The 24,871-nt window shown below is 61.9% G+C and carries 20 protein-coding genes and 3 pseudogenes; 17 read left to right on the forward strand and 6 right to left on the reverse strand.

The window, feature by feature from the left end:
* The 9 genes and pseudogenes from H2O14_RS09220 to H2O14_RS09260 all read left to right on the forward strand — a co-directional run bounded on the left by H2O14_RS09220 (nt 1) and on the right by H2O14_RS09260 (nt 9,751).
* Complete coding sequence (locus H2O14_RS09220; RefSeq protein ID WP_182827414.1) at nt 1–813, forward strand: FadR/GntR family transcriptional regulator; 813 nt, start codon at nt 1–3, stop codon at nt 811–813.
* Nucleotides 810–1,954: pseudogene (locus tag H2O14_RS09225) on the forward strand (L-lactate dehydrogenase). The gene H2O14_RS09220 and the pseudogene H2O14_RS09225 overlap by 4 nt, the downstream one beginning before the upstream one ends.
* A 241-nt stretch (nt 1,955–2,195) precedes the next feature.
* Entirely contained in the window at nt 2,196–2,672 is a 477-nt protein-coding gene (locus tag H2O14_RS09230) for an NUDIX hydrolase (protein ID WP_182827415.1), read from the forward strand.
* 72 nt (nt 2,673–2,744) lie between these two features.
* A complete protein-coding gene (locus tag H2O14_RS09235; RefSeq protein ID WP_182827416.1) occupies nt 2,745–4,277 on the forward strand; it encodes an inorganic phosphate transporter in 1,533 nt (510 codons plus the stop codon).
* Between the two features lie 7 nt (nt 4,278–4,284).
* Nucleotides 4,285–5,022, forward strand: coding sequence for a 16S rRNA (uracil(1498)-N(3))-methyltransferase (locus tag H2O14_RS09240; protein WP_182827417.1), 738 nt, complete (start codon nt 4,285–4,287; stop codon nt 5,020–5,022).
* Between the two features lie 118 nt (nt 5,023–5,140).
* Nucleotides 5,141–6,515 (forward strand): annotated as a pseudogene (locus H2O14_RS09245) (glutamate--cysteine ligase).
* 194 nt (nt 6,516–6,709) lie between these two features.
* Nucleotides 6,710–7,539 (forward strand): annotated as a pseudogene (locus H2O14_RS09250) (DUF937 domain-containing protein).
* Between the two features lie 495 nt (nt 7,540–8,034).
* Entirely contained in the window at nt 8,035–8,613 is a 579-nt protein-coding gene (locus H2O14_RS09255; RefSeq protein ID WP_246697339.1) for a sugar transferase, read from the forward strand.
* A gap of 160 nt (nt 8,614–8,773) precedes the next feature.
* Complete coding sequence (locus H2O14_RS09260) at nt 8,774–9,751, forward strand: calcium-binding protein (RefSeq protein ID WP_182827419.1); 978 nt, start codon at nt 8,774–8,776, stop codon at nt 9,749–9,751.
* Between the two features lie 63 nt (nt 9,752–9,814).
* Here the strand turns inward: H2O14_RS09260 and H2O14_RS09265 are convergent, their stop codons facing one another.
* From H2O14_RS09265 to H2O14_RS09285, 5 genes are read right to left on the reverse strand one after another with little or no spacing between them, the layout of a single operon-like run.
* On the reverse strand, nt 9,815–10,597 hold the full coding sequence (locus H2O14_RS09265) for a heme ABC transporter ATP-binding protein (protein WP_182827420.1): 783 nt from the start codon (nt 10,595–10,597) through the stop codon (nt 9,815–9,817).
* A gap of 7 nt (nt 10,598–10,604) precedes the next feature.
* Nucleotides 10,605–11,693: an iron ABC transporter permease gene (locus H2O14_RS09270; RefSeq protein WP_182827421.1), complete on the reverse strand. Its 1,089-nt coding sequence runs from the start codon at nt 11,691–11,693 to the stop codon at nt 10,605–10,607.
* Nucleotides 11,694–11,703: 10 nt separating this feature from the next.
* On the reverse strand, nt 11,704–12,579 hold the full coding sequence (locus tag H2O14_RS09275; protein WP_182827422.1) for a hemin ABC transporter substrate-binding protein: 876 nt from the start codon (nt 12,577–12,579) through the stop codon (nt 11,704–11,706).
* Between the two features lie 9 nt (nt 12,580–12,588).
* On the reverse strand, nt 12,589–13,641 hold the full coding sequence (locus tag H2O14_RS09280) for a hemin-degrading factor (protein WP_182827423.1): 1,053 nt from the start codon (nt 13,639–13,641) through the stop codon (nt 12,589–12,591).
* Nucleotides 13,642–13,679: 38 nt separating this feature from the next.
* Complete coding sequence (locus H2O14_RS09285; RefSeq protein ID WP_182827424.1) at nt 13,680–13,868, reverse strand: hemin uptake protein HemP; 189 nt, start codon at nt 13,866–13,868, stop codon at nt 13,680–13,682.
* Nucleotides 13,869–14,638: 770 nt separating this feature from the next.
* Here H2O14_RS09285 and H2O14_RS09290 point away from each other — a divergent pair.
* The 8 genes from H2O14_RS09290 to H2O14_RS09325 all read left to right on the forward strand — a co-directional run bounded on the left by H2O14_RS09290 (nt 14,639) and on the right by H2O14_RS09325 (nt 23,706).
* Complete coding sequence (locus H2O14_RS09290; RefSeq protein WP_182827425.1) at nt 14,639–15,340, forward strand: energy transducer TonB; 702 nt, start codon at nt 14,639–14,641, stop codon at nt 15,338–15,340.
* A 196-nt stretch (nt 15,341–15,536) separates the two neighbouring features.
* Nucleotides 15,537–15,788, forward strand: a complete 252-nt coding sequence (locus H2O14_RS09295) for an acyl carrier protein (RefSeq protein ID WP_182827426.1) — start codon at nt 15,537–15,539, stop codon at nt 15,786–15,788.
* Nucleotides 15,788–16,969 carry an acyl-CoA dehydrogenase family protein gene (locus H2O14_RS09300; protein ID WP_182829319.1) on the forward strand — a complete coding sequence of 394 codons (1,182 nt, stop codon included), beginning with the start codon at nt 15,788–15,790 and terminating at the stop codon, nt 16,967–16,969. Before H2O14_RS09295 ends, H2O14_RS09300 begins: the two co-directional genes overlap by 1 nt.
* A 5-nt stretch (nt 16,970–16,974) precedes the next feature.
* Nucleotides 16,975–17,883, forward strand: a complete 909-nt coding sequence (locus H2O14_RS09305) for an amino acid--[acyl-carrier-protein] ligase (protein ID WP_182827427.1) — start codon at nt 16,975–16,977, stop codon at nt 17,881–17,883.
* Nucleotides 17,884–17,937: 54 nt separating this feature from the next.
* Nucleotides 17,938–18,855 carry a DUF1839 family protein gene (locus H2O14_RS09310; protein WP_182829320.1) on the forward strand — a complete coding sequence of 306 codons (918 nt, stop codon included), beginning with the start codon at nt 17,938–17,940 and terminating at the stop codon, nt 18,853–18,855.
* A gap of 69 nt (nt 18,856–18,924) precedes the next feature.
* Nucleotides 18,925–21,396 (forward strand): glycoside hydrolase family 2 protein, encoded by a 2,472-nt coding sequence (locus H2O14_RS09315; RefSeq protein ID WP_182829321.1) that lies wholly within the window; start codon nt 18,925–18,927, stop codon nt 21,394–21,396.
* Between the two features lie 103 nt (nt 21,397–21,499).
* Nucleotides 21,500–22,546: a glycoside hydrolase family 5 protein gene (locus tag H2O14_RS09320; protein ID WP_182827428.1), complete on the forward strand. Its 1,047-nt coding sequence runs from the start codon at nt 21,500–21,502 to the stop codon at nt 22,544–22,546.
* The gene (locus tag H2O14_RS09325; protein ID WP_182827429.1) at nt 22,543–23,706 is read left to right on the forward strand and encodes a glycosyltransferase family 4 protein; all 1,164 of its coding nucleotides are present in this window, start codon (nt 22,543–22,545) and stop codon (nt 23,704–23,706) included. The genes H2O14_RS09320 and H2O14_RS09325 overlap by 4 nt, the downstream gene beginning before the upstream one ends.
* Before the next feature lies 1 nt (nt 23,707).
* Here H2O14_RS09325 and H2O14_RS09330 read toward each other — a convergent pair whose 3' ends face one another.
* Nucleotides 23,708–24,709: a hypothetical protein gene (locus tag H2O14_RS09330; protein ID WP_182827430.1), complete on the reverse strand. Its 1,002-nt coding sequence runs from the start codon at nt 24,707–24,709 to the stop codon at nt 23,708–23,710.
* Between the last annotated feature and the right edge of the window lie 162 nt (nt 24,710–24,871).

Raw genomic sequence — 24,871 nt, forward strand, 5'->3', positions numbered from 1 at the left:
ATGCAAGACGACATCTTCAGATCGATCGATCATCGCAATACGGCCGAGGAAGCCGTGCGGCAGATCGAGCTGTTGTTGCTGGATGGCGTGCTGTCGAGCGGAGACCGGCTGCCTGGCGAACGCGAGCTTTCCGAACGCCTGGAAATCTCGCGGCCGGTGCTCCGGGAGGCCTTGAAGACACTGGAAGACCGCGGATTGGTGGTGAGCCGCCACGGCGGCGGCACCTATGTCGCCGATCTCATCGGCCAGATCTTTTCGCCGGCCGTTTCCGAACTCATTTCCCGGCATGAACGGCCGACGCGCGACTATCTGGAATATCGGCGCATGCTGGAGGGTCAGGCGGCTGAGCTTGCGGCCAAGCGGGCGAGCGAAGCCGACAGGAGCCGCCTGACCGCCATTCTCGAGGGCATGACGCAGGCGCGCGCCGAGGAGGATTTCCAGGCCGAGGCTGAACGCGACATCGAACTGCACCACGCCATCGGCGAAGCCGCGCACAACATCATTCTGATGCACACACTGCGCGCCTGCTACAGGCTTCTGAGCCTCGGCATCTTCCACCATCGCCGCCTGATTTTCGATCAGGCCCCGGCGCGTGAGAAACTATTCCGCCAACACCACATGCTCGTCGACGCCATCCTCTCGGGCGATCCCGAAGCGGCGCGGGCCGCGGCGGAGGCGCATATCGATTATGTGGCTGAAACCGCCGTCGAATCCGCCCGCGCCCATGAGCGCCAGCGCATCGCAGAAATGAGAAACGTCCAGCGCGCGGCGACCAAAGCAACCACCCGCCCTGCAAAAGGAAAGACCCCATGAGCATCGACAAGGTCCTCACCATCGCCGAGATGAAGGAAAGGGCGCGGCGGCGCGTGCCAAAGATGTTTTTCGACTATGCCGACAGCGGCGCCTGGACCGAAGGAACCTATCGCGCCAACGAAAGCGACTTCGAGAAGATCAAGCTTCGCCAGCGCGTTCTGGTGGACATGACCGGCCGATCGCTCGAAACGACCATGGCCGGGCAGGCTGCGACCATGCCGGTCGCGCTGGCTCCCACCGGGTTGACTGGCATGCAGCATGCCGACGGCGAAATGCTGGCGGCGCAGGCGGCGGAGGAATTCGGCGTGCCCTTCACGCTGTCGACCATGTCGATCTGCTCGATCGAGGATGTCGCCTCTGTGACCACCAAGCCTTTCTGGTTCCAGCTCTATGTGATGCGCGACCGCGAATTCGTCGAAAACCTGATCAACCGCGCCAAGGCGGCGAAATGCTCGGCTCTGGTGCTGACGCTGGACCTGCAGATCCTCGGCCAACGCCACAAGGACCTACGCAACGGCCTGTCGGCGCCGCCGAAATTCACGCCCAAGCACATCTACCAGATGGCGACGCGGCCGTTATGGTGCCTGGACATGCTGAAGACACAGCGCCGCACCTTCCGCAACATCGCCGGTCACGCCAAGAATGTCTCCGACCTCTCCTCGCTGTCGGCCTGGACCGCCGAACAGTTCGACCCTCGCCTGTCCTGGCAGGATGTCGCCTGGATCAAGGAAAAGTGGGGCGGCAAGCTGATCCTCAAGGGCATTCTGGATGAGGAAGACGCGCGCCGCCGCCGCCGATTCGGGCGCGGACGCGCTGATCGTGTCAAACCATGGCGGTCGCCAGCTCGACGGCGCCCTTTCCTCGATTTCGTGTGCTGCCGCGCATCGTCGACGCTGTCGGCGACCGCATCGAAGTTCACATGGACGGCGGGGTCCGCTCGGGCCAAGACGTCCTGAAGGCCGTAGCCCTCGGCGCCCGGGGCGTCTATGTCGGCCGCCCCTTCCTCTACGGGCTGGGCGCAGGCGGCCGCGCCGGCGTCCGCCGGGTGCTGGATATTCTCTACAAGGAGATGGACGTGACCATGGCGCTGTGCGGAAAAAGGAAGGTCTCGGAACTCGACAGGAGCATTCTGGCAGGCTGAAACATTTATTACAAAGGGAGCGGCCGGTTCGCGAGGCGCAGCCGAACGTCCGGCCGACGAGAGGGAACCATAATATTGCCTTTGTAGCTCCATAAGACCGGTTTCGACGTCGCAGACCGAAAAAATCTGTGAAGCAGCGTTTTCAGAACATCACTATGTCGACCTCCGTCGCCATTCCTTGAAGAATCGCTGATATAGTCTGTCGACGTCTTTATCGATTCGAGCTGGAGGTTCCCATCCGTTGACGATCCTGTCGGGCATCGCGAAGTCGATGCAACTCATGCTACGCCGTCCCCAGCGCCGGCAATATGCCGCGCTGTGCTATCGCGAAACTTCGGTCGGGGAGCTGGAAATCCTGCTTCTGACGAGTCGCGATACCGGCCGATGGGTCATTCCGAAGGGATGGCCGATGGGCTCCAAGGCCGGGCACGAGGTGGCGAGACAGGAAGCGCTGGAGGAAGCGGGCGTCACAGGCGAGGCCGGTGCGGTTCCCCTCGGAATCTACAGCTATCAGAAACGCATGCAGGATGACTTTTGCGTGCCCTGCGGCGTCGAAGTTTTTCCCATGCGGGTTACCGGTTGCGTCGACAGTTTCAAGGAAAAAGGCAAGCGCCAGCTGGACTGGGTTTCGCCCTCGACAGCGGCGGCGCGCGTGGCGGAGCCGGAACTTCGGGATCTCATCCTGCGATTTGCAACGTCGTTTTCCCCTTCGGCCTGAAAGGTCATCATCACGCAAGCGCGGTGACGCATGATCGTCATCCGGGCATGACCACGCTGCAAGGCATTTTGGATGGCGAAATCAACCTATACGAAGCCGACGCTCGACCAGGATCTCGACAAAATCGGGATGATGGAGAGCGCGGCGCAATTTGTGATGAACCGCGCGGCGACCCCAGCGCTGGCCTTCGTCTTCATCGTCTGCGCCGCCAGCGCCGCGGTCAGCATGACCGCGGGAAGCGCCGGAATGCTGTTCATCGCGGTCGCCTCCGTGATGGCCGCCTATATGGCCATGAATATCGGCGCGAACGACGTGACCAACAATGTCGGCGCGGCCGTCGGCGCGCGGGCGATCTCGCTGCGCAACGCGCTCGTGCTGGCGGCCGTCTGTGAAATCGCCGGCGCATTTCTCGCCGGCGACCGGGTGGTGGCGACCATAAAGAACGGCATCGTCAGCGCAAGCCTGACGCCCAATCCGGACATGATCGTGATCATCATGGTCAGCGCGCTGTTTGCCGCCGCCGCCTGGATCAATATCGCCACGTGGCTAAATGCGCCTGTTTCGACCACCCACTCGATCGTCGGCGGCATCATGGGCGCGGGCGCTGCGATCGTGGGCTTCAGGGCGGTGAATTGGGGGCAACTCGCCGAGATCTCTGCGGGCTGGCTGTTTTCTCCCATCGCGGGCGGCCTGATCGCCGTCGCCTTTCTCTGGTTCATCCAGACCGCGATCCTCTATGCGGACGATCGGCTCTCGGCGGCGAAGCGGTGGGTTCCGATACTGCTGGCGGTGATGACCGGTTCTTTCGTCAGTTACCTGCTGTTGCTCGGCTTCGACGACGAACTCGGCCTGAGCGCCTGGCAGGCGATCGCGGCCGGCCCGCTGGTCGGACTGATCGGTTATGTCCCCTATCGCCGCGTCGTCGCCCGTCAGGCAGGCGCACTCGACGCCGTGGATCCATCGATCAAATCGCTGTTTCGAACGCCGCTGGTGTTTTCGGCAGCGCTTCTGTCCTTCGCCCATGGCGCAAACGACGTCTCCAATGCGATCGGTCCGCTCTTTGCGGTGGTGGAGGCCTCCGGCATCCAGTCCGTGACCGCCAATCAGGACGCGCCGTTCTGGGTGATGGCGCTCGGCGCATTCGGTATTTCGGTGGGACTCCTGCTGTTCGGGCCGAGACTCATCCGCATCGTCGGCAGCCAGATCACCAAGCTCAACCCGATCAGAGCCTTCTGCGTCGCGCTCTCGGCCGCGATGACCGTCATCGTCGCTTCGGCGCTCGGCCTGCCTGTCAGTTCCACGCACATCGCCGTCGGCGCCGTTTTCGGCGTCGGCCTGTTTCGTGAATGGCATGTGGCCCATTCCACCCAGCGTCGCCTGTATATCGAAGCCAAGGCGCTGAACGGCGACAAGAAGGCTGCGCGAGAAGTCTTGGCCGGGAAAGCAGCCTCGGAGGAGACGGCGCAGGCTGTGGACAACAGCTATCGCTATCTGGTGCGGCGCTCCTATCTGATGTCCATCCTTGCCGCATGGGTGGTGACGGCCCCCGTTTCCGGCGCGCTCGCCGCCGGCATCGCCGCCGCCCTGCACAGACTGATCCAGTGAGGACGCGATGCGCGCCAATTTCCGAATGCAGAGGCTTTTTCTCGATGCGCCGATCTCGGCGGACAGCCCCATCCCTGCCAATGACGAACAGGTCAACTATCTCGCCAATGTGCTGCGACTTCAGGACGGCGCGGAAATCCTGATATTCAACGGCCGCGACGGGGAATGGAAGGCGCAGCTCACGTTTCCCAGCCGCAAGAAGATCCAGATCGTGCCCGTCGAAGTCACCCGGCCGCAGCCGGAACAGCCGGATCTGCACTATCTCTTTGCGCCGTTGAAGGTCGGCCGGCTCGATTATCTGATCCAGAAATCGGTAGAAATGGGCGCCGGCGTGATACAGCCGGTGATGACCCAGCATGTTCAGGGCAAGATCACTTCGCTGGATCGCCTCAGGGCCAATGCCGTGGAAGCCGCCGAACAGTGCGGCATTTTGGCGATTCCGGAGGTCCGCGAACCCGTCAGGCTGACGGCGCTGATCGAAACCTGGCCGCGCGACCGCCGCATCATCTATTGCGACGAAGGCGCGGACACAAACAACCCGATGAACGCGCTTCGAGCCATAGCTGAGAAAAAACTCGCGCTTCTCATCGGCCCAGAAGGCGGGTTTTCGGAGGAAGAACAGCGGCTTCTGCGCAGTCTAGACTTCGTGACGCCGATTCCGCTCGGCCCACGAATCCTGCGCGCCGACACTGCTGCGGTCGCGGCTTTCGCCGTCATCCAGGCCATGATCGGAGACTGGCGCTGATCAAAAAATCTGAGCCAGCCTTTCATCCTTTTTGCTTGCAAATCCTATAAAGACAGGTCAAGCACTCTGCCCGGCGGCGTGCGGGCGACCGTCGATCTCACCTGCAGAAGAAGCTCATATGGCGCGCGACACTACGGACGACACACTTGTCACCTCGATCGACGATCTGACCGCACATATCGCGGCCGGAGAGAAGCCTGAAAGCGCCTTTCGTCTCGGAACCGAGCACGAGAAATTCGTGTTCCGCACCGCCGACAACAGTCCCGTGCCCTATGAAGGCGAGACGGGCATCAAGGCCATTCTCGACATCATGCAGCACCGGCTCGGCTGGGACGCGATCATCGACAAAGGCAATATCATCGGCCTCGCCTCCCCCTCGGGCATGGGCGCGATCTCGCTCGAACCCGGCGGACAATTCGAATTGTCCGGCGCGCCGCTCGAAACACTGCACGAGACCGCGGCCGAGACGCGTGGACATCTCGATCTGATGCGGGACATCGCCGGCCCGATGGGCATCGGCTTTCTCGGCCTCGGCGGCAGCCCGAAATGGAGCTGGGACGAGACGCCGAAAATGCCGAAATCGCGCTACGGCATCATGTCGCGCTACATGCCCAAGGTCGGAAGCCGCGGCCTGGACATGATGTATCGCACCTGCACGATTCAGGTGAATCTCGATTTTTCGTCCGAAGACGACATGCGCCGCAAGATGCAGGTCGGTTTGAAGCTGCAGTCGCTGGCCACCGCGCTTTTCGCCGCCTCCCCCTTCACCGAAGGCAAGCCGAACGGCTTCAAATCCTGGCGCGGCGATATCTGGCGCGACACCGACAACGCCCGCGCCGGCCTGCTTCCGTTCGCATTCTCCGAGGCGTTCGGTTATCGGGATTACGTCGAATGGGCGCTCGACACCCCGATGTATTTCGTGGTCCGCGACGGCGCCTATCACGATTGCACCCATGTCACCTTTCGTCAGTTCATGGCCGGCGCGCTGAAGGGCGAACTGAAAGAGTGGCAGCCCAATATGGGCGACTGGACCAATCACCTCTCGACGTTGTTCCCCGATGTGCGCCTCAAGCGCTTCCTGGAAATGCGCGGCGCGGATTGCGGACCGGAAAGCCACATCAACGCGTTGCCGGCCTTCTGGGTGGGACTGCTCTATGACTCCAGCAGCGCTGGAAGACGCCGTCCAATTGACGCGCGACTGGAGCTTCGACGCCGTGCAGGCCGCCCGCGACGCCGTTCCGGAACAGGGCCTCGACGCCATGCTCGGCGCGCGGCGTCTCGGCGACATCGCACGCGACGCGCTCGACATCTCGCGCAAGGGTCTCAAAGCCCGCCATGTATTGAACGAGGCCGGCGCCGACGAAACCATCTATCTCTCCCCGTTGGAAGAGATCGTCGCCGGCAAGCCGACATTGGCGGATGAACTTCTGGTCCGTTTCGATGGCGAATGGAACGGCTCGGTCGAACCCGTATTCTCCGACTACAGGTATTGAAGCATCGACCGAAAGCGATGGCGGGTTTCGGGATGACGATATGCGCCAAAGCCGAGAGATAAAGTAAGGGAGCGAATATCGAAATTCGCGATCGCTTTAAGGTCGGTCGGCTTCGACCTTTCCTGTTTCAAGAATGCGAATCCACGTTATAGTGGCATTGACGCAGAGCGCTTCGCTTTCTTGAAAGGACTTCCATGCTGCCTTTGTTCGATCTGATGATGAATGCGCAGAACGGTCAGGCGACGGAGGCCATGGCCCGCCAGTTCGGGCTGGCGCAGGAGCAGATGCAGAAGGCGATGACGGCGTTGATGCCCGCCTTTTCCTCCGGCTTCAAGCGCAGCGCTGCAAATCCTTATGATTTCAACGCCCTGCTCCAATCGGCGATGTCCGGCGGCTACGCCAAATATTTCGAGGACATGGGCAAGGCGTTCACCCCCAAGGCGTGGCTGACGGCAACGCCATCCTCGGCCAGCTGTTCGGCTCCAAGGACGTGTCGCGGGCCATCGCCGCGCAGGCGGCGCAAATGTCCGGCATCGGCCAGGAAGTGCTGAAGCAGATGTTGCCGGTCATGGCCAACGCCATGGTCGGCGGCTTCCTGCGCCAGGTGGCGGACCAGTTCCGCGCCGCTGGCGACGCGATCACCGCCGGCGACGGGGCCAAACTGATGGAGCCGTGGCTGCGCGCCTCCGGAATGGCGCAACAGCCCGAGACGCCAACTTCGTCGTTCCCCAATCCTTTTCTCGACGCCATGCAGGCCATGATGGCGCCGGCGGCGGCCAAGCAGGAAAAGCCGGCGGATCCTTTCGCGGCCAATCCTTTCCTCCAGATGCTCGGCGCGATGAATGCGGCGATGTCTCCGCAGCAGACGAAACCCGCCACGCCGGATCCTGTCGAGACCGCCCCCTCCAGCAATATTTTCAGCCAGATGTTCGAGAGCGGCATCGAGGTGCAGAAGGCTTACCAGTCCAATCTCGATTCTATCCTCAACAGCTATTTTTCCGGCGCAAAGTCACGGGCCGAGTGAGCCCGTCTATCTTGTTGCATGTGGACAATGATCCAAAAAGCGACAGGAACCCTCGAAAGCCATTCCCAATTTGCAGCTCACCCCAGCGCTGGACGCATGGCTTGCCGTTGAAATCCCGACATGTTTTGTGAAGTGTTAAAAAATTGTTTCGCAATGCGCTGCTTTTTAGGGAACTACGCCACATTTTCGCGCGTTTGATGGTCTGAATCGGAGCAGAGCGGGTTGATTTCACTTGGATAATCAACCTTACGACAATGTTAATCCCAGGTGACAAACACGGCCGATTGGTTTATCGCTTTGCCATCCCGTGATCAGGCGCCTCTCATTCAGGTTATCAGTATGAATCCTGGAACACTCAGCACGACCCTGCCCCTTCGCAGCACGACTGCCGCCGCGGGCGCACCGGCCGAACTGGACGCCATTTCGGCGTCTCGAGGCTCCAGCTGGATTCATGGCGCTTTGGACAAACCGTTCCAGTTCGCTCTGAAGAGGGGCATGGACGTCACCGTGTCCGGACTGGCGCTTCTGGTCCTGCTTCCCTTCTTTCTCATGATCGCCGCAGCCATCGTGATCGAAAATCGCGGCCCGGTGTTCTTCAGCCAGCAGCGTTGGGGTCGTGGCGGCAAACTGATCCGCATCTACAAATTCCGCTCCATGCGTACCGACATGTGCGATGTGAGCGGCGTGCGTCAGACGACCGAGAATGATCCGCGCGTGACGCGCATCGGCGCCTTTCTGCGCAAGACCAACCTCGATGAGTTGCCGCAGTTGATCAACATCTTCCTGGGCGACATGTCGATCGTCGGCCCCCGCTGCCATGTCCCGAAAATGCTCGCAACCGGCGTGCTCTATGAAGATCTGGTGCGGGACTATCACATCCGCCACCTCGTCCGGCCCGGCCTGACCGGGCTGGCGCAGATGAACGGCTATCGCGGCCCTACCAATACGGAAGAAGCTGCCCGCGGTCGCGTGGCGTACGACATCGAATACATCAAGACCTTCTCGATCCTGCAGGATATTCGCATCATCATCGGCACGGCCGTACGGGAATTCCGAGGCGGCACGGGTTTCTGATACAAACATTGGATATCATCGATGCGAAGGCGGGGGCTTGCCCTCGCCTTTTTGTTTTTGGCACGTTCCTGTGACGTCATCGCCGACGCAAAATATGTTGACTTCTTTATTCATGTTTAATAGTTGAGTATCGCAATCATGTTTTAGAGAAGGGTAGACCATGGCTCTCACCATTTCCGTCGCCGACGACAACAAGGACGGCAAGGGCGTGAATTTCAACGCCTATATCCAGACGTTCGACACGACCTTCGTGTCTTCCGGCCGCGGCGGGTTCAACAAGCCCGATCCGTCCGACCCTTTCAAGGGCGAGGGCTATGTCACGATGGCGAACGAGGAGGGCAATGGCGGCGCCAGCGTGGTGTTCACGTCCGACGGCGGCTTCACCTATGATCTCAGCACCCATGTGGTCAGCGGCGACCTGAAGTCGATCACCTTCGGAACGGATACATCATACAACGAGGCGACTGAAACCTATTCAAACTCGAAGGACGTCGTCATCTCCGGATTTTCCGATTTCGCGACGTCCACTGAAGACGGCAAGCTGATGGGAGACCTGATGGATTCACGGGTCGGATCGTTGAAGACGCTGCTGGCCTCCGATTCCATCGTCTTCAAAGGCTCGACCGGCAGTGACGTCTTCACCGGCTTTGGCTTTGCAGATACGATCAGCGGCGGCAACGGCAACGATACGCTGGGCGGCGGCGCAGGCAACGACAAGATCTCCGGCGGTTCGGGCGTCGACAAACTCAGCGGCGGGACGGGCAACGACACCCTGACGGGCGGTGCGGGCAACGATACGCTCAAGGGAGACGCCGGAAACGATATCCTGAACGGCGGCGCCGGTGTGGATCGTCTCGTCGGGGGCGCCGGCAGGGACTCGCTCACGGGCGGTTCGAGCGCCGACACCTTCGTCTTCGCCAAGGGCGATGGAAAAGACACGATCACCGATTTCGCCGAAGGCGCTGCGGGCAAGGACGTGATCGAATTCGCCGACGGCCTGTTCAAGAACTATGCCGATGTGCTGGATTCCGCCAAGGACACCGCTGACGGCGTGCTCATATCTTATAGCGGCGGCAAGCTGTTGTTGTCGGATGTCGATCTGGCCGACCTGCACAAATCGGACTTCCACATCCTCTGATCCCGGGAAGAATAGAATGATCGAAAGACGCGGCTCGCCGACCGCGTCTTTTTTCGTTCGCCGTCAGGTCGCCTCGTCGGCGGGGAAGATCCTGAGTCGTCCGCCCTCGACGCGCACCGACAATGCGCAACCATAGACCGCTTCGAGAATATCTTCCTTGAAAACATCCGCCGGCGCGCCCTCCGCCGCCAGACGCCCTTGTCTGAGCATCAGCACATGATCGGCGAACAGGGCGGTGAGGTTGAGGTCGTGCATCACCGCGATGACACCGCCGCCGCTTCGCGCGAAATCCCGCGCCGTCCGCATCAGAGCCAGTTGATGCTTCACATCGAGGCTCGCGACGGGTTCGTCCAGCAACAGCCAGCGCGGTTGCCCATCAATCTCGGGACTGCTGATCTGGCAGAGAACGCGGGCCATATGCATGCGCGACTGCTCGCCGCCGGATAAGGCCAGCGCCGAGCGGTTCTCGAAGCCGGTGAGATCGACCGCCCCGAGTCGCTCGGCGATCAGGCGGTCAGCCTCCGCGCGCGAATGGACTTCGCCTGCGACAACCCCCATTTCCAGGACTTCCCGAACCGTGAACGGGAAGCCGAGCTGGATGGACTGCGACATCACGCCCCGGAGCCGAGCCTGTTCGCCCACCGCCAGCCTGGCAAGACTGCGGCCATTGATCGAGATTTCGCCGACATGGCGTCGGTCGCCCGAAATCGCTCTGAGCGTCGTGGTCTTGCCTGAGCCGTTCGGCCCAATGATCGCGGTTAGACGCCCGGGCTTCGCCTCGAAGCTGACATCGTCGACCACGCGTCGACCGCCGAGGTCGACCGATACGGATTGAAGCTTGATCATGACGCCGTCACAGGATGCGGCTCGCACGGCCGCGAAACAGGATCCACAGGAAGAAAGGCGCACCCATCAAGGCCGTGAGAATGCCGATCGGCAGTTCGGCCGGGGCGACCACGATACGAGCCGCGATATCGGCGCCGATCAGCAGCGTCCCGCCCAGCAGCGCAGAGGCAGGCAGAAGAAAGCGGTGGTCGGGCCCGATCGCCAAGCGCAGGATATGCGGCACGATGATGCCGACAAAGCCGATCACCCCACAGAAGGCGACCGCAACGCCGGTCATGGCGGCGACGAGGAAGATGCAGGCCTTCTTCAGCGTCTCGACCGGAACGCCCATATGCATGGCGGCGGCCTCGCCCAATGTGAAGGCGTTCAGGCCGCGCGCGAGGAAAGGCAGCATGATCAGCGAGGGCCCGACGACCCCCAGCGTGATCAACGCCTTGTCCCAACTGGCTCCAGCCAAAGATCCGAGACTCCAGAAGGAGATGTCGCGCAATTGCTGGTCCTCGGCCATATAGACGAGCAGACCCGTTCCGGCCATGGCGAGTGCGCCGATGGCGATGCCGGCGATCAGCAGGGTGGCGACCTGCGTTTCGCCGTCACGCGATGCGATCGCGTAGAGAAGCATGGTCACCGTCAAGCCGCCGACGAAGGCGGCGATCGGAATGAGGAACGGTCCCAGAAGAGAGGCAAGCGGCGCAAGCGCGCTCGCTCCCAGCACGATCGACCCGACAGCGCCGAGACTCGCGCCGGCGGAGACGCCGACGACGCCGGGATCGGCGAGCGGATTGCGGAACAGGCCCTGCATGATCGCGCCGGAGACCGCGAGGCCCGCGCCGGCCATCAAGCCGAGAATGGCTCTGGGCAACCGGATGTCGAGAATCATGATCCGGTCGCGGAGCGCCTCGACGCCGTCTTGCGGCGCGCTGGAGAGCCAATCATACAGGAACCGGGGCAGCGACGCAGAGCTTGCGCCGACCCCGATCGAAAAAACGGTGACGGCGAGAGCCAACGCCACGAGCGCCGCCAGGCCCAGGCGTTGCCGCAGCGGCATGGCGAGCGCTTTGCGGGACCGTCGCAGCCGCGCCGGGCTTGCAGCCATCGCGCTCGCCTCAACCGCCATAGAGCGCCTTCGACAGGGTGCGGATCGCATCCGCGGTGCGCGGACCGAAGCCGAGAGTGGATGCGCCATCCAGGCGCAGCAGCGAACCCGATTGGCCGGCCGGCGTGAGCTTGATGGCCGGATGAGACAGAACCTCTTCATCGGACGCGCCGGGACCGGCGCGGCTCATCATCAGGATCACGTCCGGCGCGGCGGAGATGACCGCCTCGTCATTGATCAGCTTGTAGCCATGAAAATCGCCGGCGACATTGACCGCGCCCGCCAGTTTCAATATGCCGTTCGCCGCCGTGTGATCGCCGGCGGCCATGATCTTGCCGCCCTGAAGGGTGAGCACGAAGAGGACCCGCTTGCGTTTGTCCGCTGGAACCGCATCGGCCGCCTTAACGGCTGCGTCGATATCGACCGAGATTTTCTTCGCCAGCGCTGCGGCCTCGGAGTCTGCGCCAAGCGCGGCGCCGACGGCGAGGATCTTGGCCGTAATCGCTTCGGCGTCATAGCCTTCGGGTACGGTCACCACGGGAATGGAGGACTTCCTGATGACATCGATGGCGGGCTTGGGGCCGCTGCCCTCGATCATCAGGATCGCAGACGGATTGACCGACAGCACGCCTTCCGGAGACAGTTGCCGCATATAACCCACATCCGGCAGCTTCATTGCTTCGCGCGGGAAAAGACTGGTGGAATCGCGGGCGATCAGAAGATCGCCCTTTCCCAGCGCATAAACGATCTCGGTCACCGCTCCGCCGATCGACACTATACGAGAGGGGTCAGCGATCTTCTCGCCCGCCATCCCCTGCCCGAGCGGCAGGAGGGCGAGAGACAGGGCGACGCCGGCGCCTCGGATTGCATTCATAAAAAACGACATGGCTTTCCCTTATGCTGCCTCGGCGGCGCTGGTGGTCGAGAGGCTTTCGACGAGCGAGCGCCATTCCGCCATCTCGGCATTGCCTTCCTTGCGCTTGCCGAAGAACTGGATGATCATTTCGCCATCGGCGTCATAAGCCTCGATCGAGGTGACATGGCCGTCCTTGGTGGGCTTGCGGACTGCCCATGCTTCCGCGATGTGGTCCATGCGCAGATGCAGGTGGAAGGACGGGTCCATGACATTGATCCATGGGCCCATCGGCTGAATGTTCGACACCGGACCGGTATGGATCTGCACAATGCCGCGATTGGCGACGAAGCACATCAGATTGACCTGGGTCTCGACCGACTTCTGGAAAAATTCGGCGATCACGCCATCGGTCAGTTTCCAGGCGAAGTCCTCGCCCACCGCGCGCACGGCGGCGCAGCGGTCGACGTCGAGCTTGCGCAACATGCCGAAGAATTCATGCGTGTCGGTCATCTTGCTCCACTGGTCGCGGAGTGCTGCAACGTCGAAACCGTCCTTGCGGCCGGAAGGAAGCTTCGTGAAGACTTCGGCCGTGAACTCCTGAGACTGATCTTCCAGCCGGAAATCCGCGACCAGGCGCTCATAGCCCTCGAGATTGGATTCCGGACGCAGATGGATCTTGTGGATCGCCTCGCCCGACTTGTCGAAATATTGCAGGCTGCGGCGCACCGTATCGCCGTCGGTCTTGGTCACGGCGAAGGCATGCGCCCAGACCCAATTGAAAATGCGCAGATCGATGTTTTCGCCGAGGGTCAGCGAGGTGCGCTCGCCGATCTCGATCTTCTCATAGACGCCGATCTTTTCGTGCACGGCGCTTTCGTTGCGGCTGAGCGCCATCACGACGCCGAGTTCCGGCGCGCGTTCGAGCATGCGATTGGGACTGGCGTCGATGCGAACGGCTGAAATCCCCACTTCCGCCGCCACCAAAGCCGCCTCGGAGACGCCGAGATTCTTGGCGATATCGCGCTCGCGCAGCTTTGAATTTTCGGTCCGATAGGCGCGGATTTCGGACGGCGTCGGCCCAATGTTGCTCATGTTCGATTCCTTCTATGCAATGTCCGCAGCGGCGGTGCTTATTTGTTGAGAATGAGTTTGCCCTGTTTGGTGATCTTCATCCGATAGGCCGAGCCGGCGTGATGGATGACGATTTCACGGTCGCCCATGAACAGGGTTTTCGTGTCGTATTCCCGCACATTGACATCGAGAGGGGCGGCTTGGGCTGCGCTTTCGCGCCCCGCCGGATCTCTGTCTCCACTCGGCATGATCAGCCTCTTTGTTCAGATCTTTGTTGACTTCCGTAGTCATATTTCTTAATCCACGCAATACCAGTGCGGGATAGTCAAGTTAAAATTTATCGATCGCGCCGTCGAATATTCGACCGCGCGCAGATGCGGGCCGGGGGATCGCTCCGTGTCCGAAAGGAGTGGGTCATGACGCAGACAGCTGACAGCGCGATCGTCCAGCTCAGCTCGCTCCGCTTCAAGCCCGCCAATTCCAATCAGGCCGATCGGTCGGGGTTTCGCATCAGTTCAACAATGTGCCGCGCTGCTCCTTCGCACGCGACGACGGCATCTCGCCCTATCTCGGATCGGAAACCGAGATAGATCGATATCCGTCTTCCGCCGTCGGCCTCGAACCCCTGCATGCGGACATTCCCCATCCAGCGCCCGAACCAGACAAGCCGCGGAGCGGCGCACATCGCAGATTGTTGCGCAGCGGCTTTGCGCTGTCCGTTTTCCTCCATGCCGGCGTCGCCCTGGCGCTGGGCGTGTTTGTCGCAAAAGCTCCGGACGACGCGCTGATCCAAGGCGAAACGGTGATTTCGCTGATCGTCCAGGGCGACGATTCCGACGTCGACGCGCGGGTTTCGGGAGACGAAACCGCCAAGGATCTGGAGGTCGAGGAACCGCAACAGGAAACTGTCGAGAAAGCCAAACCCGATCCTGCCCCTGTACCGAAGCCGGTCGAGCCGCCGCCGATTGCAAAAGTGGAGCCGGAGCCGCCGCCCGTTGTTCCGGCGACATCCGAACAAGTGCTCAAGGACGCGCCGATGCCAATGCTCGGCGCGGCACTCCCCGAGATTTTGACCGCGACGACGCCTGCCGAGGCGAAAGTGGCTGAGATCGCCAAACCGGTCGTTCAGGAGCCGCCGAAAGAGATCGAAGAGATCAAACCCGAGCCGCCCAAACCGATCAATCCACCAAAAGTCGAAACGAGGCCGGTCGAAGAGAAGAAGCCGGAGCCGCCTAAGCCAGTGGAAAAGGAGCCGGAACTCAAGAAGCCCGAGCCCAAGCCGGTGGTCGAAAAGGAAAAGCCCAAGACAAAACCCGTCAAGAAAACGGTGGCCAAGAAGGACCAGAAGAAGCGCAAGGGCCAGAACGCCAAGCAAGAATACAACGCCGATCGCGGCCGGACAGATGCCAAGAGCAGAGGGCAATCCAGCAAGGACGCCTCGAGAGGCGCCGCCAATCGGGAAGTCGGCAATGCGGCGGCCAGCAATTACAAGGGTCTCGTTCAAAAGAAGCTGAGCCGAGCGCAAAAACGCGTCCGGGTCCGCGGCGAAGGAAGCCTTGTGCTTTCATTCACCATAACGGCGAACGGCGGAGTATCAGGCGCACGCATTTCCCGCAGTTCCGGCGACCCCAAACTCGACCAAGCGGCTCTGGCTTTGTTGGATAGAGCCGCGCCATTTCCAGCCATTCCTGCGGAAACAGGCAAAAAAGCTGGAAAATGACCGTGCCGATCGAGTTCCGTTAGTCAAAGCGAGCGGAATGGTTAACGTTTCCTCACTCCGCTCATGAGCATTCGAGCAATCGGGGTCAGCCTCTTCTAACTATATGGATTAGCTAGATCTTATATCCTCCTGCGTATGGTGTGTGCCAATCCGGAATGAACGCCGGAACCACACAATTCCTTGGAGGATGTACGGAATGACCGAGACCATTCGCGAGATTCTGAAGAAGCATGCCAACCTGCCGATCGCCGCAGAGGACCTCGCCGACGGCGCCGATCTCTATGCAGCCGGTCTTTCATCCTTCGCCTCCGTGCAGGTGATGCTGGCGCTGGAGGAGAACTTCGACATCGAATTCCCCGACAGTCTTCTCAACCGCAAGTCTTTCCAAAGCATCGAAGCCATCGCTCGCACGGTGGATTCCATTCTGGACGGCAGAAAGGTGGCATGATGAACATTCCGGTCAACCTGTCGGCCGGCAGCCTTGTCGAGCGCGCCCAGCGCGTCGCGGCTGTCGCCAGGGCCCATGCGGCCGAAGTGGACCATGACGGTCGCTTTCCGGAGGAAGCCGTCAACGCCATGAAGGCGGAGCGCCTTCTGTCCATCCAGATCCCGACGGAGCTCGGCGGCGACGCTGCCTCGACCGGCGAGATCACCGAACTCTGCTCGATCATTTCCCAAGCCTGCTCGTCGGCGGCCATGGTCTTCGCCATGCATCACATCAAGCTTTCCAGCCTGGTGGAGCACGGCATGGACAGCGACTGGCATCGCAGTTTCATGCGCCGCGTCGTCTCCGAGCAGATGTTGATTGCTTCGGCCACCACCGAAGGCGGCATCGGCGGCAATCTGCGCAATTCGATCTGCGCGATCGAGGTCGACGGCGACATCTGCCGGCTGGAAAAGGACGCGACCGTCATTTCCTACGCCACAAAGGCCGACGCTATCCTGATCACCTCGCGCGCTCACAAGGATGCGGCGCCGACCGACCAGGTCATGACCGCCTTCACCCGCGACCAATACACGCTCGACAAGACCCAGGATTGGGACACGCTCGGCATGCGCGGCACCTGCTCGGAAGGCTTCCTGTTCAAGGGCGAAGCGCCCAAGGAGCAGATCTTCCCCAAGCCTTTCGCCGAGATCGCGGCGCAATCCATGCTGGCCAACAGCCATATCCTCTGGAGCGGCGTCTGGTATGGCATCGCGGTGGATGCGGTCAATCGCGCCCAGGCTTTCGTCCGTTCTGCCGCCCGCAAGCAGCCGGGCGTGGTTCCGCCGGGCGCCATTCGTCTCGCTGAGGTCTCCAACCTTCTGCAGATGATGAAGTCCAACGTCGTGGCCGCCATCAAGGCCTATGAAGAGGCGAAAGCCGATCCCGAAAAACTCTCTTCGGTCGCTTTCTCCGTGGCGATGAACAACGTCAAGATCGCCTCGTCCGAGTCGGTTCTGACCATCATCGACCATGCGATGCTGATCTGCGGCATCCTCGGCTACAAGAACGGCACGCCCTTCAGCCTCGGTCGCCACCTTCGCGATGCGCATTCCGCCCGCCTGATGATCTCCAACGACCGGATCCTCGGCAACACATCCACCATGCTCCTGATCCACAAGCAGGACACGAGCCTTCTGGGATAATGACAATGGATATGCAGGTTTCCTTTCTTGATCGCCTTTTTGAATCCGGTCTGCTGATCGACACCGGCGTCGACGGCCTCTATGGCCGCTCCGGCGAATTCGAAGACGTCATCGCCGCTTTCGAGCGGCTGATCGACCGCACCGGCGGCGGCGACGGCGCCGAGGCCATCCGGTTTCCGCCCGGCATGAACCGCGCCTATTTCGAGACCAGCGGTTACATGAAGAGCTTCCCTCAGCTCGCCGGCACGGTTCATTCCTTCTGCGGCAACGACCACGACCATCTGAGCCTGCTGCAATGCATGGAAGAAGGTAAGGACTGGACGAAGGAACAGAAGGCGACCGACATCGCGCTCACGCCGGCCGCCTGCTATCCGCTCTATCCGACCATCGCCAAGCGCGGCCCGATCGCGATGAAGGGCGGCCTCTACGACCTGCAGTCCTACTGCTTCCGGCATGAACCGTCCAAGGACCCCGCCCGCCAGCAGCTGTTCCGCATGCGCGAATATGTCTGCATGGGCACCGAAGCCCATGTGACCGATTTCCGCCAGACCTGGATGGATCGCGGCGTCGAAATGATGAAGTCGGTCGGACTCGATGTCGAAATCGACATCGCCAACGACCCGTTCTTCGGCCGCGCCGGCCGCCTGCTCGCCAACAACCAGCGCGACCAGAACCTGAAATTCGAATTGCTGATCCCGGTGACCTCGCAGGCCAACAAGACCGCCTGCATGAGCTTCAACTATCATCAGGACGCCTTCGGCTCCAAATGGGGTCTCAACCTTGAGGACGGCACGGTCGCGCACACCGCCTGCGTCGGCTTCGGCCTGGAGCGCATCGCGCTTGCGCTCTTCGCCAAGCATGGCCTCGACACCAAGCTGTGGCCGGAAGACGTCCGCAAGGTTCTGTGGGGCTGAGGCGATGGCCGCCGTCTTCCCCATCTCGATCCCCTCGCCTACCGGCCGCATGCCCTGCATTCGGCCGAGCGGGCCTGGCCGGAGACCAATTGCTATGTCGATCTGTGGATCGAGGCGCTGCACGCCATGGGCGCCCCGCCCGAGGCCATGCTCGGCTTCACGCTGACCCAGGATTTCGAGGGCGATCAGTTCACCTTCTTCAAGGTTCCGCTGGAAGACCTCGAAAGCCTCTATGACGTGAGGGTGACGGAACTGGCGATCTTCGACCGCGTCGAGGATCACATCTCCGAACAGATCGCGCGGGGCCGTCTCTGCCTTTTGGAGATGGACAGCTACTACATGCCCGACACGCAGGGCGTGGCCTATCGCACCGAACACGGCAAGACCACGATCGCCATCAATCGGCTGTCGGAGAAAGACAAGTCGATCGACTACTTCCACAATGGCGGCTTCCACCGCCTGGAGGGAGAGGATTTCGACGGCGTGTTCGGCAAGTTCTTGCCCGAAGGCGCAGCGCCCTTCCTGCCCTATACCGAATTCGCCAAACTGCCGGCCCGCTTGCCGGATGCGGCGCATGTCCGGCAGGAGGCGCATCGCCTGCTCCGGCGGCACCTGAAACGCATGCCGGAGCACAATCCGGTCGCCGCCTTCGCGCGGGTGTTTCCGATGCAGGTGAGCGCGCTCGCCGATCGTCCGTTCGAGTATTTTCACAAATACGCCTTCAACACGCTTCGGCAGTTGGGCGCGAATTTCGAACTGGCGGCGACGCATTTCGACTGGCTGGCGCCCGGCGGCGATCTCAAGGCCTCTTCCGACGCCGCGATGACCATCGCCAACACCGCCAAGACGGCGCAGTTCCAGCTGGCGCGCGCGCTGACGCGCAAGAAATACGACACGCTGGGACAGGCGCTGGCGCCGGCGGTTGATGCCTGGGATCACCTTAGGGAAACCATCGCCGCGCATATCAACTGATCCTTAACCATATCAGGAGACATCATGCCCCGGCGCAACGTCCGGGGCATGATTTTGACGGGGAACGACATGGGCGGCAGGGCAGTCATTTCGGAGATCCGGCATTCGCTCGCCGGCGAATGGGCGCTGGTCGTGTCCGATGCCGGCGCCTATGCGACGCCTTCCGACATTCCCGACAAGGCGCGCCAGATCCCGGCCCCCGTGCCCGGAACGGTGGCCGAAGCGCTGGAAAATGCCGGCCGCTTCGATCGCGCCCATCCCGTCAGTCTCAACGACCGCGATTTCTGGTATCTCGCAGCCCTCGACGGCCAGCCGCCCGGCCCGGCCCGACTGTTGCTCGACGGTCTCGCGACCATCGCCGAAGTCTATGTCAACGGTCGGCTGGTGCTGGAAAGCGTGAGCCAGTTCATCGCCCATGACGTTTCGGTTGTTCTCAAGGGACAGGGCCAGGACCAGATCGCCATCTGTTTTCGGGCGCTGAACCCGCGGCTGAAGGCGTCGGGTCCTCGCGCGCGCTGGCGTCCGCAAATGATCACACCGCCCGGCATGCGGCTGATCCGCGCCACCGCGCTCGGGCATATGCCCGGCTGGTGCCCGGATGTGGAGGCGGTCGGCCCCTTCCGTCCGATCCATCTCGTACGCTCCGCCGAAAACGAGATCGATGGCCTTCGCCTATCCGCCGGCCTCGATGAAAGAGGAGCCGGCGTGCTCGAGGTGAGCTTTCGCTTCGCCGCCCGCGCCGTCGATCTGCGCATCGCCTGCGGCGGCGTCTCCGCGCCGGTGCTCATCTCGGCGGAAGGGCTGCTGAACGCGCGTCTCGAAATCCCGGCGATAAAATCGTGGATGCCGCACACCCATGGGGAGCCTCATCTGTATGACGTCGATCTCGTCATCAATGGCGCGACGCACCAGATCGGTCGCGTCGGCTTCCGCAACATCGCGCTCGATCAGGGATCCGACGGCAAGGGCTTCGGCGTCGAGATCAACGGCATTCCAATATTCTGCCGGGGCGCCGTCTGGACCAACGCCGATATCGTCAGGCTGCCGGGTTCCCGCGAGGATTATCGACCGTGGCTCGAAAAGGCGCGCGACGCCGGCATGAACATGATCCGCATCGGCGGCACCATGACCTATGAGACGCCCGATTTCTTCGCGCTCTGCGACGAACTGGGTCTGATGGTCTGGCAGGACTTCATGTTCGCCAATTTCGATTACCCGGCCTCCGACCCGGCCTTCGCCAATCTGGTGCGACAGGAGGCGGTCGACCTCTTGTCGAGCATCCAGGGCTCGCCCTCGCTCACGGTGCTCTGCGGCGGCTCGGAAATGTTCCAGCAGGCGGCCATGCTCGGCATGCCCGAACGTTTCTGGAGCGGGCCTGTTACCGACGAGATCCTGCCTTCGGTCTATGAAGAGCTGCGCCCCGACGTCATCTATGCGCCGAATTCGCCGTTTGGCGGAGCCATGCCCTTTTCGCCCAATGAAGGCGTCACGCATTACTACGGCGTCGGCGCCTATTGCCGTCCGCTCGACGACGCCCGCCGCGCCGGGGTGCGCTTTTCGGCCGAAAGCCTCGCTTTCGCGCATGTGCCCGAGGCCGAGACGCTGGAAGAGCATCTGCCCGTCATGCCCGTGCATGATCCGCGCTGGAAGGCGCGCGTGCCGCGCGACCGAGGGGCCTCGTGGGATTTCGAGGACATCCGCGATAACTATCTGCAACTCCTCTATGGTCTCGATCCGGCGCGGCTGCGGCGCGAGGATGTCGGTCGCTATCTGACCCTGTCGCGCGCGACGACCGTGGAAGTGGTCGAAGCCGCCTATGCCGAATGGCGCCGGCCAGGCTCTCCGACATCGGGCGCGCTGGTCTGGACGCTGCAGGATCTGCTGCCCGGCCCGGGCTGGGGCGTCATCGACGCGACCGGCCTCGAAAAGCCAGTCTGGCATGGTCTGCGCCGGGCATTTCGTCCGGTGACCGTGGTCCTGTCGGACGAGGGGACGAGCGGACTCTACGCTCATGTGATCAATGAAACCGGAGCTTCCCGCGCGCTTACGCTCACCATCGCTTGCCTGCGAGACGGCCAGACGCCTGTGGTGAGCGGCAAGATCGACGTCGATCTGCCGCCCCGGGGAACCGCGAGTTTTGCCGCGACAGAGCTGTTCGGCGCGTTCTTCGACGCCGCCTACGCTTTCCGCTTCGGGCCACCGGGGCATGATGTCACTGTTGCACAGCTTTTCGATCGCACGATGGGCGATGAAATCGCCGCCACTTTCCATTTCCCTCATCAACGGAGTGCAGCCTTACACAAGGCGACCCTTTCGGCGCGTCTGACATGGGAAGCGGAGGTATGGACGCTTTATCTCTCGACGGATCGTCTCGCCCAATCGGTGCATTTCGACATGCCGGGCTGGCGCGCGTCGGACAACTGGATGCATCTTGCCCCAGGCCACGAGAAGCGGCTGACATTGACGCCGCAGGGCGAGACGCCGTCAGGCCAGCCCAGCGGTGCGATCAGGCATCTTCACGGCGGAGAGATCAGGTTTTGACGGATGGAACATTTCAGGGACCCGACACCGACATGCCGTTCATGACGGACGGATGGTCATGCGCCGCGGTTGACGCGGCCAACATTGAGAGAGGACGACCGGCATGCGCATGATGAGCTTTGCTGCCTTGGCTCTGGCGGCGACATTCGGCTTTCAGAGCTCGGCTCTGGCGGCCAAGGGATGCTTCCGGGGGATCAACCTGTCGGGTGCGGAATTCGGCGAACTCGGCGGCAAGGTCAACAAGGCCTATGTCTGGCCTTCCGACAAGACGGTGTCCTATTTCGCCGCCAAGGGCTTCGACACCGTGCGCCTGCCCTTCATGTGGGAACGGCTTCAGCCCAAGCTGATGGCGCCGTTCGACCCGGCGGAAGAGGGCCGGCTTCGAGAAAGCGTGGAGCTGATCAAGTCGCATGGCATGCGCGTCATTCTCGACCCGCACAATTACGCGCGCTACCAGGGAAAGCTGATCGGCTCCCCCGACGTTCCGCATGCGGCTTTCGCGGATTTCTGGGTCAAGCTCGCGACGCTCTTCGCCAATGACCCCGCGATCTATTTCGGGCTCATGAACGAGCCGAACAAGATGCCGGTGGCGCAATGGGTCGAGGCCGCCAATGCCGCCACCCTCGCAATCCGGCTCGAGGCGAAGGCCGGAAATCTCATCTTGGCGCCGGGCACCGCCTGGACAGGCGCCCATAGCTGGATGAAGGAGATCGACGGCGAACCAAACGGCGTGGCGCTGCTCAAATACAAAGACCCGAGCGACAATTTCGCCTTCGAGGTGCATCAGTATCTCGACGACGACTTCTCCGGCACCAAGGGCAACTGCTCGCGCGCCGATGACGCCGTCACGGCGATCAAGGATTTCACGAAATGGCTGAAGAGCAACGGATTCAAGGGCTTTCTCGGCGAATTCGGCGCACCGGGCGAACCGGCCTGCGTTGCGGGCCTTCAGGCCATGATCGACGTCGTCGAGGCGGACAAGGAGGTCTGGACGGGCTGGACCTATTGGGTCGCCGGCGATTGGTGGTCTGAAAGCGAACCGCTGAACATTCAGCCGACGCCGAACGGCGATCGGCCGCAACTGGCGGCAATGACGCCCACGCTCAGCGATTTCTCCGCCGAGGGCCGGAATTGCCCTTCGCTCCGATGAGCGCGCGCGACCTGGAGCCGCAAACGAACGAGCCTGCGGCCGCGCAGGGTCGGCTCGTAGTGCATGTGGTGCGTCAGTTCTGGCCCAATCGCGGCGGGCTGGAAGACGTGGTGCTGAATCTCTGCCGCCGCGCGGTCGACGCCGGCTATCGCATCCGTGTCGTCACGCTGAATTCGCTGTTCAGCGATCCCGAGCGTGCGCTTGCCGCCCGGGAAATGCTCGGCGATATCGAGATCGTGCGTATTCCATGGCGCGGATCCAGCCGCTACCCCATCGCGCCGTCGGTGCTCGATCATATTCGCGACGCCGATCTCGTGCATGTCCACGCCATCGACTTCTTCTTCGATTTTCTCGCCTTGACGAAAGCGCTGCATCGCAAGCCGATGATCGCCACGACCCATGGCGGCTTCTTCCACACGAAAAAATTCGCCGCCATCAAGTCGATCTGGTTCAATACGCTGACACGCTTCTCGTCGAGCCGCTACCGCTACATCGTCGGATGCAGCCGATCCGATATGGACATGTTCGCGCCGGTGGCGCGCCGTAACCTGCGTCTGATCGAAAATGGAGCCGATCTCTACAAATTCGCCGATCGCAGTTCGGCCCTGCCCCGCAAGACGATCGTCAGCATCGGCCGCTTTTCCGTCAACAAGCGGCTGGATCTGCTGATCGAAACGCTCGCGGTGCTCCGGCGGAGCGATCCTTCGTGGACGCTGGACATCGTCGGCCTGAATTCCGATCTGACCGCGCGCGACTTGGAAGACTCGGCGTCGAGCCTGGGCGTGCGAGACGCCGTCCATCTTCATGTCGGCCTGACGAACGAGGCCGTGGCGGAGATCATCGGTCGCGCTTCGATCTTTGCATCCGCCTCGAATTATGAAGGGTTCGGGCTGGTGGCCATCGAAGCCATGAGCGCCGGACTGATCCCGGTCCTTCAGCCGAACGCCGCCTATGAAGCGCTGGCAAAGAGGCATGACATCGTCAGACTCGCCGACTTCAGCGCGCCCGCCGCTGCAGCCCACACGCTCGAATCGATCTGGACGGATTTGCAAAAGGACGGGGCGCGCTTGCGCCAGGAGGCCATGGCCCAGGTGGCGCCGTATAGCTGGACGTCGGTCGCCCGTGATTATCTCGATCTCTACGAGCGCGCTCTTTCGTAACTCAGCGCATGGTCCGTTCGTAGAGCTCAAGATGCGCGCGCGCGATTTCGCGCCAATCTCTCGCCTTCAGTTCCCGCGCCAGAATGTCGGGGGCAGGCTGACGCTCCATCTGGCCCGACAGAAGCCGATCGACGACGCCCGACGCGTCGGCGGCGTCGGCAATGGCCAGCGTCGTTTGCCTCAGCCAAGCCGGCGTTTTGTCGGACTGCGTCGTCAGGAGTGTGACGCCATGGTCGAGGCATGCGAGCGCCGACCCTCTCTTGTCGGAGACGCCGTCCGGGAACGGCAGGAGCGCGATGCTCGCGGCGAGCAACTCCCGGGACACGTCGTCGGGAGGCAGATTGAGACGAAGCGTGACGCCCAGATCGCGGCTCCGATCCTCGACCATGGCCCGGAATTCGCCGTCGTCCTCGACCATCGCCCCGATCATCCGAACGTCGATCGGCGCCACCTTGCGTTTAAGATCGGCGACGGTGTCGAAAAAGATCTCGATGCCCTTGTTGCGGGAAATCTGCCCGAAATAGACGAGCCGTTCGCGTTGCTCCACGACTTCATCGACTTTGAGGATGTTGTTGCCGATCGGCAGCACGTGGAGAGGCGCATGACCGAAAGGAAAGGCGCTGTGGAAACCATCGCGCTCGGCTTCGTTGGAAAACAGGATGGTCCGGGCTTTCAACGCGTAAGGCAGGAAGATCAGTTTGCGCGGCAGGCTGAAGAGGCGAAACTCGTGGAGCGTCACGTAAACATCGGGCTCTATGACGGGCAACATGGCGGGAGCGAGGGAGTTTCCCATGGTGAGCGAAGGATATTGCAGATGCAACGCGGCCCCATGCCCGTGGTGTCGGCGTCGAATTCTGGCGATCTCGCCGGCCGACCATCTGCGCGGGCGTTCGATCACCGCCTCCGCGCCGATATCGAAAAACGCCTGCGCCAATTTCTCCGTGTAATCCGCGACGCCGCACATGAGATCGCCGGGTGAGGTGACGAGGAGAACGATCTTCAAGGTCTCGACTTTTCCTAAGGGTTTCTTGACTCTGACTTAAGACAGGCCCGCTTAAGATGGGGTAAAGTCTGCGCGTGCGAGCCTGCAAACCTCATGCATTGACCAAAATTTCAGCTCTAGCGCATAGACCACGCGAGCAGACACGGAATACAAGGCTGACGC

The organism is Rhizobium sp. G21 (assembly GCF_014158035.1).
In the GTDB taxonomy this organism is placed as follows: Bacteria; Pseudomonadota; Alphaproteobacteria; order Rhizobiales; family Rhizobiaceae; genus Rhizobium_E.